The sequence below is a fragment of the Actomonas spartinae genome (assembly GCF_051209155.1).
Lineage (GTDB): Bacteria > Verrucomicrobiota > Verrucomicrobiia > Opitutales > Opitutaceae > Actomonas.
The window spans coordinates 1409636-1426934 of the sequence record NZ_JBPJGB010000002.1; the positions used below are offsets into that span (position 1 = coordinate 1409636).

At 63.6% G+C, this 17299-nt stretch carries 11 protein-coding genes; 6 read left to right on the forward strand and 5 right to left on the reverse strand.

The features are described 5' to 3' along the window. Positions 1–8 precede the first annotated feature (8 nt). Complete coding sequence (locus AC0MRV_RS13465) at positions 9–1244, reverse strand: amidohydrolase family protein (protein WP_472765002.1); 1236 nt, start codon at positions 1242–1244, stop codon at positions 9–11. A gap of 90 nt (positions 1245–1334) precedes the next feature. On the opposite strand from AC0MRV_RS13465, the gene AC0MRV_RS13470 reads away from it, so the two are divergent. The 5 genes from AC0MRV_RS13470 to AC0MRV_RS13490 all read left to right on the forward strand — a co-directional run bounded on the left by AC0MRV_RS13470 (position 1335) and on the right by AC0MRV_RS13490 (position 10312). After that, a complete protein-coding gene (locus AC0MRV_RS13470) occupies positions 1335–2411 on the forward strand; it encodes a hypothetical protein (RefSeq protein ID WP_472765003.1) in 1077 nt (358 codons plus the stop codon). 189 nt (positions 2412–2600) lie between these two features. Next, positions 2601–3998 carry an alpha-amylase family glycosyl hydrolase gene (locus AC0MRV_RS13475; RefSeq protein WP_472765004.1) on the forward strand — a complete coding sequence of 466 codons (1398 nt, stop codon included), beginning with the start codon at positions 2601–2603 and terminating at the stop codon, positions 3996–3998. 441 nt (positions 3999–4439) lie between these two features. Beyond that, positions 4440–7154, forward strand: coding sequence for a TonB-dependent receptor (locus AC0MRV_RS13480; RefSeq protein WP_472765005.1), 2715 nt, complete (start codon positions 4440–4442; stop codon positions 7152–7154). A gap of 195 nt (positions 7155–7349) precedes the next feature. Next, positions 7350–8984: a 4-alpha-glucanotransferase gene (gene malQ / locus AC0MRV_RS13485; RefSeq protein WP_472765006.1), complete on the forward strand. Its 1635-nt coding sequence runs from the start codon at positions 7350–7352 to the stop codon at positions 8982–8984. Then, positions 8981–10312 (forward strand): MFS transporter, encoded by a 1332-nt coding sequence (locus AC0MRV_RS13490; RefSeq protein ID WP_472765007.1) that lies wholly within the window; start codon positions 8981–8983, stop codon positions 10310–10312. Before malQ ends, AC0MRV_RS13490 begins: the two co-directional genes overlap by 4 nt. A gap of 11 nt (positions 10313–10323) precedes the next feature. Here AC0MRV_RS13490 and AC0MRV_RS13495 read toward each other — a convergent pair whose 3' ends face one another. Together AC0MRV_RS13495 and AC0MRV_RS13500 are read right to left on the reverse strand one after the other, a co-directional pair. Next, positions 10324–11499 (reverse strand): hypothetical protein, encoded by a 1176-nt coding sequence (locus AC0MRV_RS13495; RefSeq protein WP_472765008.1) that lies wholly within the window; start codon positions 11497–11499, stop codon positions 10324–10326. Positions 11500–11636: 137 nt separating this feature from the next. Then, positions 11637–12647, reverse strand: coding sequence for a helix-turn-helix transcriptional regulator (locus AC0MRV_RS13500; RefSeq protein WP_472765009.1), 1011 nt, complete (start codon positions 12645–12647; stop codon positions 11637–11639). A gap of 289 nt (positions 12648–12936) precedes the next feature. Between AC0MRV_RS13500 and AC0MRV_RS13505 the strand changes: the two genes are divergently transcribed. Continuing rightward, positions 12937–15087 (forward strand): outer membrane protein assembly factor BamB family protein, encoded by a 2151-nt coding sequence (locus tag AC0MRV_RS13505; RefSeq protein WP_472765010.1) that lies wholly within the window; start codon positions 12937–12939, stop codon positions 15085–15087. 87 nt (positions 15088–15174) lie between these two features. On the opposite strand, the gene AC0MRV_RS13510 is transcribed toward AC0MRV_RS13505, so the two are convergent. Together AC0MRV_RS13510 and AC0MRV_RS13515 are read right to left on the reverse strand one after the other, a co-directional pair. Continuing rightward, positions 15175–16155 (reverse strand): ThuA domain-containing protein, encoded by a 981-nt coding sequence (locus tag AC0MRV_RS13510; protein ID WP_472765011.1) that lies wholly within the window; start codon positions 16153–16155, stop codon positions 15175–15177. Further along, positions 16152–17174 carry an ABC transporter substrate-binding protein gene (locus AC0MRV_RS13515; RefSeq protein WP_472765012.1) on the reverse strand — a complete coding sequence of 341 codons (1023 nt, stop codon included), beginning with the start codon at positions 17172–17174 and terminating at the stop codon, positions 16152–16154. The genes AC0MRV_RS13510 and AC0MRV_RS13515 overlap by 4 nt, the downstream gene beginning before the upstream one ends. Positions 17175–17299: the final 125 nt, after the last annotated feature.

Below are 17299 nucleotides of genomic sequence, written 5' to 3' on the forward strand. Positions count from 1 at the left end.
GCGCGCACTCAGAAGGAAAGTTGCGGGGAACGCCAGAGTTCCCTGCCGCGGTGCACGGTGGCCAAAACGTCGGCGGTGCCCACGCGGCCGACGATGGACGCGATCAGGTTGCGGGTGTGCCGCAGGTGGGGGGCGGTGAAGTCGAGCACGACGAAGGAGGCGGGCAGCCCCTGTTCAAGGTAGCCATAGTGATCCCCGCCGAGCAGGGGGCGGATGTTGCTCGTGACCATGCGGAGAACATCGGCTGAAGCGGGGGCGGACGGCCGAGCTTCACCGGCCTGCGAGCGGGCGAGCCGGAAAGTGAAATCGAGTTCGGCGAAGAGGTTGGGGGGATTGAGCATCACGTTGTCGGTGCCGAGCAGCAGGCGCACGCCGGCGTCGAGCAAGGGCGTGACCGGCGGCAGCGGCAGGCCGAGGGTGGCGTTGGCGCGGGGGTTGATCGCCGCGGTGCGACCAGAGTCGGCCATTTGCATGATCTCGCCGGCGGACGCGGCGGTGAGGTGCACGATGAGGTCGGCGTCGTATTCGCAACGGTCGAGCGCGCGCGTGAGATCGCCGCGGCCGGTGCGTTGGTGTGAGAGATCGCGGTAGCCCACGTTTTCCAAGCAGTGAATGGCCCGGAGCTTTCGGATCGCGCGGGTTGCGTCGCGAATTTCGCGCCATGCCGGTGGCGTGAGATCGTTCATGGTGCTTTCGGAAAAGCCGTGGGCCACGGCCAACATGTCGACAAGTTCCTGTCGCGCGGCATCAGGCAACCCGGCGGTGCCGGCATCGAGAGCGGCGGTGTCGAAGGGCGAGGTGTTGAATTGGCTGAGGATGATCGATTCAACGCCGGTCGCGTCACTGGCGGCGCGTAGCAGGCGCGCTCCCTCGGCGCCCTGCTCGCGAAAATCGAGATGAGCCACGGTGCCCGTGCGGGCCATGGTTTCGAGGGTGCGCGTCATGTGCGCCTGCAGGTCGGAGGGCGAGAGCTTGGCGAGTTCCCGATATTTGTAGCCGGCGGGGCGGAAGAAACCCTGTTCCAGGGACAGGCCGGCGGCGCCATCGGGCAGCGCGCCGTCGCCGACGTGCGTGTGGCCGTTGTAGAGACCGGGCAAAATCACGAGGGCGGGGGCGTCCAGCCGGGCTGTCGGTGCGCCAAGCTCAAGTTCCGTAACGGTGTCCTGCTCCCAAGCGAAGGTGCGGCAGTGGTGCGGCTTGAGATCGGGGCCGTGCAGGAGCACGCAGTTTTGCAGGCGAGGCATGGTCGAATATTGGTGCAGATGGCGTGCCGCGACAACTTCCGGGGTTGGCATTCGTGAAATGCCGTCCTGTAGTAATTCGACCCTTTGCTTATGAAGACCCCAACCCGACTAACACTTAGCTCCTTTCTGGCCGCCGCGGTGCTCGCGAGCAGCCTCGTCCTGCCTTCCGCTCAAGCGGAGGACTGGGTGGACACCCAAGGCGAATCCTTCTCCGGCGATCCGGCCGGGCTGCTGGGCCCGCTCGCCCTTTTCAAACCCGGCCGCAAGCGCGGCAAGCGTCTTCCGCTGGCCAACCTGCGGCCGGAGGACGCCTACCGCTTTGACCAAGGCCTGCGCGCGCTGCCAGAGCGAGCCGAGAGCTGGTCGGACGGCACCAGCCTCGTTTCGCACGAGCTGCTCGGCAACGTGCAGCGGCTGGTGGATGGCAAGCTGCAGGATGTCGCGCTGGATGATGTGCAGGAGCCTGAGTTGTTCCTCTTTGTTTTTGCCGATATCGACAATGGCGCCCGCGAGATCATCCGCGCCGCGGTGCCGCACTACGAAGCCCTCAAGGCCAAGTATGGCGACGAGTTTGAAATGGTCTTTGTCGGCGTGCGCCACACGCTGGCCGACCAGATCAGTCTGGCCGAAAGCCTCGGCATGCCGTGGCTGGTGATGAAACGCAACCGCCAGAGCCAGCTCGATCATGTGGCCGACTTCGCGCCGTATCCTGATCCTGGTTACGCCTTGCTCAATCGTCATGCCGTGCCGGTGACCACCGCGTCGGGCATCATCACCTCGGACGTGGACAAGGTCTTCGCTCAGACCGAAGGCCTGCTGGCCTCCATGGTGCCGAACAATCCGCGCACGTGGGTGACCAAGGTCGCTTACTACAAGAACGTGCGCTTGCAGGAATTTGCGAACGGTGAAGCTGCCCCGATGTTGGTCGGTCCGCCCTTGCTTGATTCGGTGCTCGCGCGCATCGGCGTGACGGCCTTCGAACTCGATGCGGAGATCGATGAGAACGGCAAGGCGGTCAATGTGACGGTCCAACCGGGGCCGGGCATCCCGGACAAATACATCGGTGCGGTAGCGAAGTCGTTCAGCACGGTGCCCTTCGTGCCGGCCGTGAAGAACGGCCAGTTCGTGCCGGGCAAGCTGCACTACAGCTACCCGGCGGAAAAATAACCGCTAAACTCTCGCGAAGGAACTTCGGCCGGCTGGGCGTTCTGCTCAGCCGGCCCTTTTGTGCCTGTCGCCGGAGCGGACGCGCGAGCAAAGATTTGTCCCGTTGTGCGTGGGTCTGTCCTCACCATTGCGGTGGCGCGGGCCGACCTTGTCCGGATGGTGGTTAATTCCCTCGACCCGTCTTTTGTCATGAACCGTTACCCCACCTTTTCCCGTATGCTGTTTTTTCTCCTGTGCGGCGGCCTTGTTGCGCCGGTCGCTTTGCAGGCCGACTTCAAGCCCGAGCCGCTGGAGGTTTGCCAAGGGCAGCCGGCGGTCGGGGTGCCGGACTGGGTGCGGAGCGAAACGATCTACGAGATCAACGTGCGCCAGTATGGTGAGCGCGGCACGTTCGCGGAAGTGGAGGCGGACCTGCCCCGGATTCGTGAGCTCGGTGTCGGCGTGTTATGGTTCATGCCGATTCATCCGATCGGCGAGACCAACCGCAAGGGACCGCTGGGCAGTTACTACTCCATCGCCGACTACCGGGGCACCAACCCGGAGTTTGGCACCGAGGCTGATTTCGTGCGGCTCGTGAAAGCCGCCCAAGCGATGGGCATGCGCGTGGTGATGGATTGGGTCGGCAACCACACCGCGTGGGACCACCCTTGGACGCAGTCGCATCCGGAATACTATGCGCACGACGCCAACGGTAACTTTGTGCCGCCCTATGGCTTCGATTGGACGGATGTCATCCAGCTCGACTACGAGAATCAGGCACTATGGGACGCGGCGATCGGTGACATGCTGTATTGGGTCGAAGTGGCTGGCATCGATGGTTACCGTTGCGACTACGCGACCGGCGTGCCCACGGCCTTTTGGAATGAGGCGGCGCGACGTCTGCGCGCAGTGAAGCCCGATATCTATTTGCTCTCGGAATCGGAGGTGCCGCAGCACCAATTGGCGGCTTTCAACTCGTCTTATTCCTTCGGCATGATGCACGTCATCAACACCGTCGCGAGTGGGGAGGGCGGGGCTTCTCATCTTGACGATGAACTCGCCCGCACCGCGGTGCGGTTCCCCGATGGCGGATCGTTGATCTACTACACCACCAACCACGATGAAAACAGTTGGCAAGGCACCGTGACGGAGCGGCTCGGTGGCGGCGTGGAAACCTTCGGTGTGCTGACCTTCATGTTCGATGGCATCCCGCTGATCTACAATGGTCAGGAGGCGGGCCTCTCTAAACGCCTGGAGTTTTTCGAGCGCGATCCGATCACGTGGACCAGTTCGCCGCTGGCTGGGTTTTATCGCACCCTTTGCGAGTTGCGCCGCGACACCCCGGCCTTGCACACCGGCACCGGCATGGTGCGGATCCCGACCACCGCGAACGAAGCGGTCTACGCGCTGTTGCGTGACGACGGCCAGGGTTCGCGGGTGGCTGCCTTCCTCAACCTGAGCGATGGAGCGGTGACCTTCGACGCTGCGCACGCTGGCCTGACCGGCGCCTGGCGCGATGCGTTCGGCGGAGCGCCGCATCAGGTCAATCGCTCGATCGCGGTCGCCTTGCCGGCATGGGGCTACCTGGTCCTGGTCGCGGAACGGTAGCCGGCGAGTGCCGCGAGCTGAGTCGAGCCGCATATTTATCCGAAAAGCGGGTCACGAGGGGCCCGCTTTTTTTGTGCCCGTCTGGTTTTGTTGGTCAGCTCTGGCGAGACCGTTGTCTCCTAGGAATCGTCGCAGTAGGACAAATCTTGGGCCGGTTGGACTAAACCGATGAATGAGGGTTATTCCTCTGTCGGTAGGGTAGGTGATTCATCGATACAGCGTTTGAGAAACCAAGGTTTTGTCCTGCTCATATCAGTTTATCCGAGGCTTTGACGGTGGAGCTTTCGGAGCGTTGGCCTACTTTGGAATGCAATACGCGATCGTGCGTGATCCCCAACCCCTCCCCACCTGAATCGCTGCCGCGCTAGCACCGTGGCAATGCTTTCGCACCGGGAATTCAACCCTACGAACATGAACTCCAAGCACTCCTCCAAATCCGCGATGACGCTAGCCCTGGCGCTGAGCGTCGCCGCTCCTGGTTTTGCCCAGGCCACCGCCAACAGCGATGAGAATGCAGGCGATGTTGTGGTCATGGACGCCTACGAGGTGACCAGCGGTTTTGCTGGCAGTCTCGCAGCCGCGGCCCAGATCAAACAGGACCAGCAGATCATCGCGGAAGTGATCGCCGCGGAAGATATCGGCAAGCTGCCCGATGTCTCCATCGCCGACGCACTCACCCGCCTCACCGGCCTCACCACCCAGCGCACCAACGGCCGCAGTCAGGCCATCAGCATCCGTGGTCTCACCGGTGATTTCAGCACCGGCTTGCTCAATGGTCGCGAGCAGGTTTCCACCGGCCTCAACCGCGCGGTGGAGTTCGACCAATATCCCGCCGACCTGCTCAGCTCGGTCGTGGTTTACAAGACCGCTGAGGCCGACCTCACCAACCAAGGTCTCGCTGGCACCATCGACCTGCGCACCGTGCGCCCGCTCAGCAAGAGCGGTCGCGTCATCGGTGTGAACGGCTACGTGCAGTTCACCGAACTCGGCAAACTCACACCAGGCGTGGATTCCACCGGTAACAAGTTCAGTGTTTCTTACATCGACCAGAACGATGCGGGCACCTTTGGCGTGGCGCTGGGTTTCTCCCACTCCAGCACCCCGTTTGCGGGTGAGCAGTTCCAAGCCTGGGGTTACCCGACCGATGCCGATGGCAATTTCGGTCTCGGTGGAGCCAAGCCCTATGTGCGCCAGAGCGTGCTCGAGCGCGATGGCGTCATGGCGACCCTCGAATTCAAGCCGGACAACAACATCCACACCGCGCTCGATATTTTCGTCTCCAAGTTCGGTGAGACCCAGATGCTGCGAGGCATGGAGATCCCGCTGATTTGGAGCGGTGCGCAGATTCAACCCGGCTACACCATCACCGATGGTCTCGCCACTGATCTCACCATGACCAACGTGCAACCCGTCGTGCGCAACGACGTGTTTGACCGCGACGCTGATCCGATGTCGATCGGCTGGAACCTGGTCATGGGCGCCGATTCGGCCTGGCCCGTCACCTTTGACGCCAGCTACTCCAAGGTCGAACGCGACGATCTCAACATCGAGACCTGGTCCGGCCTCGGCCTGCGTGGCAACGCCACCAACCCGGACACCATGCGCATCCAACTTTCCCCGGGTAAGGTGCCGGTCATCACGCCGACGCTGAATTACGCCGATGGTTCGGTTCTCCGCCTCACCGACCCGCAGGGCTGGGGCTCCGACACGCTGCCGGGCAACGGCATGTATGGTTATTTGAAGGGCTTCCAGTCCAAGGACGAGCTCGGCCAGTTCCAGCTCTCCACCCGTCATGAGATGGACGGCTTCTTCACTGACTTCGAAATCGGCGCCACCTACACCGACCGCTACAAGCGCGATGGTGAAAATCCTTCCGGTTTCCTCCACACCCCCAATGGCGAGATCACCCTCCCGTTGCCGCCGCAGATCGGCACCACCGACTTCAGCTACCTCGGCATTGGCGAGATCTACGCCTACGACCCGCTCAAGGCGTGGGAAGATGGCGTCTGGGGCTTCCGCTCCAACACCGACACCGGCATCGTGGCCAACCGTTACGAGATCCGCGAAAAGGTTTCCCAGGTCTATTCCCAAGGCTCGTTCGAGCGTCGCATCGGTGACGTCAACATGACCGGCAACATCGGCGTGCGCGTCATCCACACCGACCAGCAGTCCCAGGGCCAATCCGCCAGCGGGAACAACCTCAACTCCGTCACCGACGGCGACACCTACACGGATGTCGCGCCGAGCCTGAACCTCACCTTCGATTTCGGCAACGACCTCTACCTGCGCTTCAGCGCCGCCCGTCAGATTGCCCGTCCCCGCATGTTTGACATGCGCGCCTCCCGCACCTGGGGCTTCGATGGGACGCTCTCCAACTCGACCGACCCGACGCGCAGCCCGTGGAGCGGTGGCGGTGGCAACTCCCGCCTGCGGCCGTGGAAGTCTGACTCGCTCGACATCTCGCTGGAGAAATACTTCTCGGAGAACCGCGGTTACGTCTCGATCGCCGCGTTCAACAAGGACCTCAAGAACTACATCTACGAGCAGAACTCCGTGGCTGACTTCTCGAGTTATCCCGCTCCCGGCGGGGTGAACCCCTCGCTCGACTTCGGTGTCGTTTCCCAGCCGGTCAACGGCGAGGGCGGCAGCGTGCGGGGTCTCGAGTTCACCCTCTCGCTTGCGTCCGAGCTCCTCAATCCGGACTTCAAGGGCTTTGGCGTCATCCTCGGTGGTGCTTACACCGACAGCAGCGTGCAGCCCTGGGGCCCCGCCAACGGCACCGCGCCGATCGCCGGCCTTTCCCGTCACGTGACTCAGGCGACGGTCTACTACGAGCGGGGTGGTTTCGCCGCCCGCCTGAGCCACCGCTACCGTTCCGAAAACCGTCAATACATCACGACCTTCGGTCCGCCCAACCCGGGTGGCGACGTGAACCCGAACGGTGGTTTCTCCGTCGCCCAGCCCGAGTCGATCTTCGACGCGCAGTTGAGCTACACCTTCCAGGACGGTGCGGTCGAGGGTCTCTCGGTCTTCGCGCAGGCCTACAACCTCACCAACGAGCCGCTGGTCACCTACAACAACAATGACCCGCGTCAGGTGATCAACTACCAGACCTACGGCGCCTCCTACAACCTGGGCTTCGCCTACAAATTCTGATCCTTCCGCCGGGTCGCACAACGACCCGCTTGAACCCGCCCCCTGCCGCCCGGTCGGTGCGCCATTCACGCACGGACCGGGGGCAGGCTGGCACCACTGCGCGGCGGCCCGCGGTGGTAGGGCCTCCTTCGCCGCCGCTTCGCTGACTCGACTTCGGGCGTTCGCTGACGCCCCTCCACTTTCCTTTCTCTCCCCGTGAACACTCCCCGCCCAACCTGGCTCCGCTGTCGCTCCTCCGGCGTGCTGGCGCCACTCTCCGCTTTGCCGGGTGACTACGGCATCGGCAACCTGGGCGCGGGCGCGCGGGCCTTTGTCGACTTCCTCGCGGCCACCGGTTTTCAACACTGGCAAATCTGCCCCGCCGGACCGACCGGCTTTGGTGATTCGCCTTACCAGTCGTTTTCCAGTTTTGCAGGAAATCCCTACTTCATCGACCTCGGGGAACTGCAGCGCGCCGAGTTGCTGACCGCGGAGGAGACCAAGCCGCTGCGGGAGCTCCCGCTCCACGTCGTTGATTACGGCGCGCTCTACCAACGTTTCTGGCGCGTCCTCTCCATTGCCCATGATCGTTTCATCGCCCTCGGCGCTCGTGCCCCGTTTGGCGGCGCGCGGGCCCTCGCCGCGTATGAGGCGGAGAACGCCGCCTGGCTGCCGTCCTACGCGGCGTTCATGGCGTTGAAGAATCACTTTGGCGGACACCCGTGGACGATGTGGCCGAGCACCTGGCGCGACTGGTCCCCCGGCATCGAAGACCGCCTGCCACAGCCGGCGCTGGTCGACGCGGCGCATTACCGTTTCCATCAATTCATCTTCGATCGGCAATGGCGGGCCTTGCGCGACTATGCGGGCGAACGCGGCATCGCGCTCATCGGCGACGTGCCGATCTTCGTGGCGCTCGACAGCGCCGACACCTGGCGTTGGCGCGAAGTCTTTCGCCTGGATGACCGCGGTCGCCCCGAGGCGATTGCCGGTGTGCCGCCCGACTATTTCTCCGACCGCGGCCAGTGTTGGGGCAATCCCCTCTACAACTGGCGGCAACAGGCCGAGACCAACTACGCCTGGTGGATCGAACGACTGCGCTCGGCCTTCGCGCTGTGCGACATCGTGCGCCTCGACCACTTCCGCGGCTTCCACACCTTCTGGGAGATCCCCGCCGACGCCCTCGACGCCCGCCGCGGCGAGTGGGTGGAAGGTCCGGGCCTGCCGTTTTTCGAAGCCGTTGCGGCGGCCTTGCCGGAGGCGCGCATCATCGCCGAAGACCTCGGTTACATCAACGCCGGTGTCGCCGACCTGCGCCGCGCCGCCGGCCTGCCGGGCATGAAGATCCTGCAGTTCGGCTACGGGCACGACGACAACAACGTCAACCTGCCGCATTTTTTCCCGCCGGAGACCGTCGTCTACACCGGCACGCACGACAACGACACGACGCGAGGCTGGCTCGAACGGCTCGACGAGGACCAACGTGCGCTGGTCGCCGACTATTATGGTATTGGCGAATCCAATACAGCGTGGCCTTTGCTGCGCGCGGCTTTCTCGAGTGTGGCGCGGCTGGCCATCATGCCGCTGCAGGACCTGCTCGATCTGCCCTCGGCGGCCCGCATGAACCGCCCGGGCACGATGGATGACAACTGGCGCTGGCGCTGCACCGCCACGCAGTTGGCGGCGTTGCGCGGTGAACGCGGCGAGACCCTGCGCCACTGGCACAAACTCTTTGATCGCGACGGCGACCCGCGCCAGCGCGACTACAGCGCTCCTCCCGGGGAGTTGCCACCCCTGCAGGCCGAGCCAAGCTCGGTGCTCAACCCCGCCGCCACCTCGCCCCTGTCATGAAGCATCCGCCGCGTCTATCTCTGCCCGCCATCTGGAACATGAGCTTCGGCTTTCTGGGTATTCAGTTCGGCTGGGGCCTGCAGATGGCCAACATGAGCGCCATCTACCAATTTCTCGGCGCGGAGGAGAGCGAGCTCGCCATCCTCTGGTTGGCGGCGCCGGTCACCGGCCTGGTGGTCCAGCCGATCATTGGCTACTACAGTGATCGCACCTGGACGGGCTTGGGACGGCGGCGACCGTATTTCCTCGTGGGCGCGATCCTCGCCAGCCTGGCGCTCATCGCCATGCCCAACGCCTCGGCGGTGTGGATGGCGGCCGGATTGCTGTGGGTGCTCGATGCTTCGGTCAATATCAGCATGGAACCGTTCCGCGCCTTCGTGGGCGATCTGCTGCCGCCGGAGCAGCGCAAGGTGGGTTACTCCATGCAAAGCCTTTTGATCGGCCTCGGCGCGGTTGCGTCCTCGTCGATGCCCTGGTTCCTGACCAACGTCGTCGGCGTCAGTGGTGGCGCGGAAGGGGAGGCGAGTCGCATCCCGTGGTCGGTGCACCTGTCGTTCTACATCGGCGCGGTCGTGTTCATCGTCGCGGTGGTCTACACCATCGTGACCACGAAGGAGCGCCCCCCGGAGGATCTCGCCGCGTTTGAGGCGGAGAAGGCGCGCACCGCCGGCGTGGGCCACGCTATCAAAGATATTTTGGGTGGTTTCATCGGCATGCCGAAGCTCATGCAGCGTCTCGCCGTGGTGCAGTTTTTCACCTGGTTCGGTTTGTTCTGCATGTGGATCTTTTTTGCGCCGGCGATCGCCCGCACGATCTTTGGCGGTGAACCCGGCAGCGCGGCGTATCAGCGCGGTATCGAATGGGGCGGCGTCTGCTTTTCCGTCTACAACGGCGTGGCCTTTGGTTTCGCGTTCGTGCTGATCGCCTGGGTTAAAAAGTTCCCGGCGCGCACCGTGCACGCGATCTGTTTGGTCTGCGGCGGCGTGGGCCTGCTGAGCACGGGCGTGATGCCGAGTGCGGCGTGGCTCATCGTGTCCATGGTGCTCGTGGGCGTTGCCTGGGCGAGCATTCTGGCACTGCCTTATGCGATGTTGGCCAACGTGCTGCCGGCGGCGCGCATGGGATTCTACATGGGCGTGTTCAACTACTTCATCGTGCTGCCCCAGATCATCGCGTCGGCCGCGATGGGCTGGATCGTCGAGCACCTGTTCAAAGGTCACGGCATCGCGGCGGTCATGACCGGCGGCGGCGCGCTATTGCTGGCCGCTGTGCTGTTGATGACCCTCGTGCCGGCCGACGAATCCGAGCACGGTGCGGTCGCAGTCTGACGGGCGAGGGGTTAGAAGTAGCTGTTTCCGGTGAGGATGCGGCCGAAGTAGACTAGTCCGGAAATCAAGTGCCACGCGAACAGAGCGGTGCCAATCCACCACCAGGCTTTGCGTGGATGGGGTCGACGCAGAAACCACTCCTGCGCGGCGGTCAGAAAAAAGAAGAACATCCCGAACATGTAGGTCCACGCGAAGTTGGCGTGGGTGGCGCGCGGACCGGTTTCGGCGAGGAAGTAGAACACCGCGGTGCTCGTCACGAAATGCACCGTTCCGATGGCGAGGGCCGTGCTGAGCGCGCGGCACCGCAGGATCACCACGTAGAGTGGGAAGGCGACTCCCAGGAGCAGGGACAAGGGAATGTTGACCGAATAGATGCCCCAGCCGGTGCCGGGGGAAAAGACGACCTGACTGGGCTCGGCACCCTCGGTTTTGACGGCGTAGACGCTCAGCGTGATGGCGATCAACACCAAGCCGGCGGGCAGATAGGCGGCGCACCATTTCGCGGCTTCGGCCAAAGCGATTTGCTTACGCGCCCAGCGAAAGAGCAGAACGAAGGGGACGGTGAGCGCAAACGACAGCAGAAACGACGGTTTGGCCCACATCGCCAGAGGCGCGATGACCGCGATTAAGATCCAGTCGGCGAGGCGCACCTTCAGCTCGGACCTTTCATTGAACCGGATGAATTGCACGAAGAGCGCAATGGCGAATACCCGGGAGAAGGTGTAGGTCGGGTTGGTCCAAGAGTTGGGCGTCCATTGCCCGATGTAACCAGTTTGGTAATACGAGCCGAACAGCAGCATCGACACCCAAAAGACGGCCACGGAGACGGCTCCCGTCCGCCAGCCCGCCTGACCGGTGGGAGCGGTCACAAGGTAGTGCTGGACCTGAATGAGCGAAAAATAAAACGCGGCGCCGAGCACGATCACGAAGCTGGCTTTGATCGCGTTGCCAAACTCGACCCCGGCGTGCAGATCGCCGATGCGAGCCAGCTGGCCGGTCAACTTGTGCATCAGTGAATAATTCTCCGCTTTGAACGCGTCGGCCTCCTGCACAAACATGACGTGCATGCCGACGTCCGCCGGGTAGGCATCGTTGGGCGAGGTCGTCTGCATGAACAACAGCCACGTGATCGGCAGGCTCACCAGAAACGCGAGGTGCGCAAAGCGGAGGGGGGGCAGGGCGGGCATGGGACGGGGACGAGGCGCGCTGTGAGTTGGCGCCGGAAACGCGGCGAACACCGGGACAAATGCGTCCCACGCGGTCAAGCGTGCTTGTGCGGGCGAGCGTCCCGCCCCTCGCACAAGCACGCGGCCATAAACTTTGTCTAGCTCGCCTTCGACGGCGCCACCGGGGCCCCGGCCGTGAAGTCGACGCGATCGTAGTAGATCGTTTTGGGACGCTCTTCCTGGTCGCGGCGTTCCTTGTCCAGGCGCTCGCGAAACTCGGCCGGAGATTCGCCGCGGTGTTTCTTGAAGACGCGGGCAAAGTAGGCCGGGTCAGAGAAACCCGAGGCGTAGGCGATCTCGGAGATATAGAGCGGGGTGGTTTCGAGCGCCAGGACCGCGCCGTCGATCCGCACGCGTTGGATGTAGTGGATGAGCTTTTCGCCGGTTTCGGTGTGGAAGAGGTGCGACAGGTAGTCCGGCGAGCATTGGAGGCGCTCGGCGATGGTCTTCACGTTGAGCTGCGGATTCGAAAACTGCTCGCGGACGATCCATTTCGTCTGGAGCACCTTCCCGATGTCGCCCTCGAGCGAGCCGCCGCCGGTTTCGACGAGGTTTTGGAACATGCCCATCACGGCCATGGTGAGCCCCTTGAGCACGGCATCGCGGGCAGGCGTGTGCATGTGGTAGGTGCTCACAATTTGATTCGTGAGCTGCACGAAGGTCTCGAGCTCCGGCGCTTCGAAGAACTCGATCGTCTCGATGTCCGGGCGGCCGGGAGCGACTTCGTGCGCGAAGTGCAGCGAGAGCGTATGGCTGTAGAAGCCGACCACCAGGTTGCGGAACTTGCCGAAGTCGTCGCGGTAGATGGTTTCACCGTGCGGCAGGCCGGCCGGGACGATGAGCATCTCACCCGGATTCACCGTGATGGTTTCCTTGGGAAATCGAAACTCCGTCGTGCCGTGAATCTGCACGAAGATCTCCGGTCGGAAGTGAAAGTGCATGTCTTTGCGTTTCAGCAACAGGCCTTCCGCGCGGGGCACGCGCAGGCGATGACGCTGGCGCTCCACGGCGGTGATGCTCTGGGCAAAGAGTTCGCGCATCTCGGCGCGGGCGTGCAGGTCGAGGGGTTTGCCAGGGCACGAACTGGCTAAGACTTGTCGCTCTTTCATGGGTAACTGAGAGGTTGGGAGCCCGGACATTTCCGTGACTGCTTGGGGGTAAGTCACGGCGCGATGGGATGAGCAAAATAGATGCGATGAGAGGGGTGAACGCAAACTCATCCGATGGTCGGGCTGATCATACCTAAGATTTGTGCAATTCGTTGCGGAGTTGTCCGGGACAGCGAATCATCGAAGAAATGTGCAATCGCGCCGGGTCGTTCAACGGATTCCGGTTTTCGTGTGACTGGAATCGGCCTTGGAGCTTGGCGCGCCTTGTTCCCTGCGCTGAACTTCGCGCATGCGTTACCCCTGTTGGATGCCCGCCCCGGCATCGTGCTTCGCGTTGTTATCTCTTTCCTCCGCCGCCCTTTGGGGTGCTGCCGACCAAAACTGGTCGTCCTACCTCGGTGACAAGAATTCGAGTCAGTATTCCACCCTCGACCAAATCACGCCGGAGAATGTCGCCTCGCTCGAGGTGGCTTGGACGTGGTCGGCCGGCGATGCCACCGGCAGCACGCAGATTCAATGCAATCCGCTCGTGATCGACGGCGTGATATACGCCACGACGCCGCGCCTGAATCTGGTCGCGCTTGATGCCACTCGCGGGATCGAGCTTTGGCGTTACACGCCGCATGAGCCGACCGGGGTGAACCGCGGCGTGGCGTGGTGGAGTGATGGGGAGGATCGGCGCATTCTCTTGGGCGCCGGCAAGTGGCTGCAGGCCGTCGACGCGGCGACCGGGCTGCTCATCGAAAGTTTTGGTGACGGCGGGCGGGTTGATCTTTCGGAAAATATGGGGCGCGATGCCACTGGGTTTGCGATCCAGGCAAACACGCCCGGGCTGGTCGTGGGCGATCTCATCATCATGGGCATGCGGTTGGGCGAGGGCCCGGCGCCGGCGGCGCCGGGGCCGATCCGCGCTTACGATGTGCGCAGCGGCGAGCTGCGTTGGGTGTTCAACACCATCCCGCGGCCGGGTGAGCCGGGTTACGAAACCTGGCCACCCGAGGCCCACACCTACGTGGGCGGGGTGAATGTATGGACCGGTATGTCGGTGGACGAGGAGCGTGGGCTGCTGTTCGCGCCGACCGGCTCGGCGGCCTTCGATTTCTGGGGTGGTGATCGGGTGGGCGACAACCTCTACGCCAATTGCCTGCTCGCGCTAAAGGTCGAGACCGGCGAGCTGGTGTGGCATTACCAGTTTGTGCGCCACGACATTTGGGACCGCGACCTGCCGGCGCCGCCCAACCTGCTCACCGTCACGCATGAGGGCCGGCAGATCGATGCCGTGGCCCAGATCACGAAGTCCGGGCACGTCTTTGTCTTTAACCGTGAGACGGGCGAACCGCTGTTCCCCATGGAGGAGGTCGTGGTGCCTTCGTCGGATCTGGCCGGTGAAGTCACCGCCCCCACCCAGCCGCTGCCGCTCAAGCCAGCGCCCTTTGCGCGTCAACTTTTCACCGCCGCGGAGGTCACCGATCGCACACCCGCAGCACGGCGGGCCGTGATGGAGCGTTTCGCGCGGCTGCGGCCGCACACGCAGTTCGCGCCGCCGAGTGAAATCGGCACCATCATTTTCCCGGGTTTTGACGGCGGCGGCGAATGGGGCGGGGCGGCCGCGACACCGGACGGCGTGCTCTACGTGAATGCCAACGAAATGGCCTGGGTGTTGCAGATGATTCACGCCGATGCCGGCAAGTCGCCCGGTGAAACCATGTATCTGCAGTTCTGCGCCGGTTGCCATGGCGCGGATCGCGGCGGCAATAACGCCGGTATTCCGTCGCTCGTGGATCTGCACCAACGCCTCACCCGAGACCAGACGGCGGAGGTCATTCGGCACGGTCGCAACATGATGCCGCCCTGGGGCTTTCTCACGCCGGCCCAACTCGGGAACATTCTCGATTACATTCACGGCCCGGCTCCGGTTGAGAACCGAGCCGCCCCCGCGCCGGCGCCGACGCATGAGGCGCCGGCTTGGCAGACCTACGTGGGCGACCGCGGCGCGGTGAATCATCCGCCGCCGCCGTATACGCATACCGGATACAATCGTTTCCTCGATCCGGATGGTTACCCGGCGGTCAAGCCGCCGTGGGGCACGCTCAACGCCATCGATCTCAACACCGGCGAGTATCTCTGGAAGGTGCCGCTCGGCGAACTGCCCGAGCTGAGCGCGCAGGGCATCCCACCCACGGGCACGGAAAACTACGGCGGCCCCATTGTCACCGCCGGTGGTGTGTTGTTTATCGGCGCCAGCAAGGATGAACATTTCCGCGCCTTCGACGCCAAGACCGGCGCGGAGCTCTGGCGCTTCAAATTGCCCGCGGGGGCTTACGCGACGCCGGCAACCTATGCCGTAAATGGGCGCCAGTATGTTGTGGTCGCCTGCGGGGGCGGCAAGATGGGCACCAAGAGCGGCGACACCTACGTGGCGTTCGTCCTGCCGGAGTAGGCAGGCAAATCAGACCGGGGTCACCGACCCCGGCTACAGAGAAGTGCGGCGGTAGCCGGGGTCGGTGCCCCCGGTTCGGGCGCTTGCCTACTCCCCAAACTTCCGCGAGCGCGTCTCGGTCGCGGTCGGGAAGTCGCTGGGCACGCGCTGGGTGACCTTGCCGGTCGCAGCCCATTCGGCGCCGCGCTGGAAGGTGGCGATGAAACCGACGCACTCGAGCGAGTAATCATCGTGACCAAGCGTGCTGTGGAAGATGCGGCCCTTCTCGTAGTCGATTGTCATCAGCATCGGCTCGTGGCGGGCGGTGCCGCGTTGGTCCGCCGATGAATAGGCCGTGGCGAGAATGGTGACGTTCTCGGCCGGACCACGCAGGCGATCGTAACACTCGTCCATGGTGTGCAGCCATTGGTGCGGCAGGCCGGCGGTGATCGGGTGGGACTCGCGCAGGGTGAGGGTGAACTCGTGTTGCGGACCATGGCTGCCACCGCGCCCCGGGGATTCGTCGCGGACGCGGCGCCCCTCGTCGGTGTAATAAAGGTAGGGGCCATCCTTTTCGGTGCGACCACCCCAACCGCCAAGGCCGATCATGCGGTTGAAGGCCGGCCACTCGGGCCAGGAGTTGTCGGCCGCGTGAACGACGACGAGTCCACCGCCGTTGGCGATGTAGGTTTCAAAGGCCGCGCGGGTGGCTTCCGGCCAGGGCGCCGCTTGCCAACCGAAGTTGGAGACCACGAGATCGTAGTCGGCGAAGTTGGGGGCGAAGTTGGGATCCGCCTTGGGCTCCTCGAGGTCCTCGGTGGCGGGTTGGGAATCCAGCGGGTAATCGGATAGCCATTTGCCGGCGCGCCAAGTGAAGGCGGTGCGCTGGATGTCGACGCTGAACAGGCCGGTCTCCTCAAGGTAGGCCTTCATCATGAAGGTGGCCTTGGGCCAGACGTCGTGGTTGTTCTGGCCGTCGATGATGAGCGCGCGCAGCGGTGGCGCGGCATCGTCGGCGCCGCGGAGCATGGCGGTGCCGAGACAGAGGAGGACGAGGGACAGGACGCGGCGCAGGGGACGGGAACTCATGGTTGGGGCTGGGGTGGCAGGTAGTCGGTCGTCATCACGGCGGAGGCGTTGAGGCGGCCGGCGGGTTTGAGAATGTCGAGGGATTCGAGCTGCTGAATTTGCGTGGTGAAACGGTCGGGTTCGATGCGGCCGATCTTGGCGGGACCACCGTCCGGGCCGCGACCGGTGACGAGCTTTTCGTCGATGATCATCTGTCGGGAGTAGGCGAGGAAATCATCGGTATTGTTGTCGTTGACCTGCTTCATCAGTTCGTGGGCCGGAGCGGGGTCGCCGTGCAGGTAATCGTCCCAACCGCGGATGTAGGCGGCGAGGAAGGCGCGGGTGACCGTGGGGTTCTGGGTGATCCAAGCCTGATTGGCGATCAGCACCACGTAGGAATCGAAACCGGCGTCCCAAGCGTAGAGAAACTTGGGGCGGGGCAGGCCTTCCTTTTCGATGAAGAAGGGCTCGGCGATGTAGAAGCCCTGTTGGATGAAGTTCGGGTCGGCGATGAAGTTGGCCAAGGAGAAGTTGGTCGGGATGAGGTTGAACTCGATGCCGTATTTCTGGCGCAGATACGGCAGAAAGGCCCACTCCGGTCGCGCCATGATCGTTTCGCCATCGAGTTCCTCGAAGGAGGAAATGGGGTTGCCCGGGTGCAGCATGAGCACACTGGGATTCTGCTGAAACACCGCGGCGACCTGGGTGATGGGCAGGCCCTCATTGATGGCGAGCAGCGTGTTGGTCGAGTCGGCTTGGGCAAATTGCGCCTGGCCGGAGGCCACCTTTTGCGTGGGGAAGGCGTTGGCGCCGCCTTGGACGAGCGTCACCTCGAGGCCGGCTTCAGTGAAAAAGCCGCGCGCCTGGGCTTGGTAGAAGCCGCCGTGCTCGGGCTCAGCCACCCAATCGAGTTGCACCGTGATCGGAGTGAGCGTCGGAGTCGCATCACCGGCCGCAGCTGAGTTGGCCGACTTTTGGCCGCAACCCGTGGCGAAACCGAGGAATGTGGCCGTGGCGAGGAAGAGGAGCACACGCTTCATGGCGCACCACCTGACACGAGTGCGGCCAAGGGGCAACCCCACCGTCGACTCCGTCCCCGCGTTTCACCCTGCGCCGATCACGAAACCGTCGCGCAAAATTTGTAACCTAATAGGTGACAAACGAT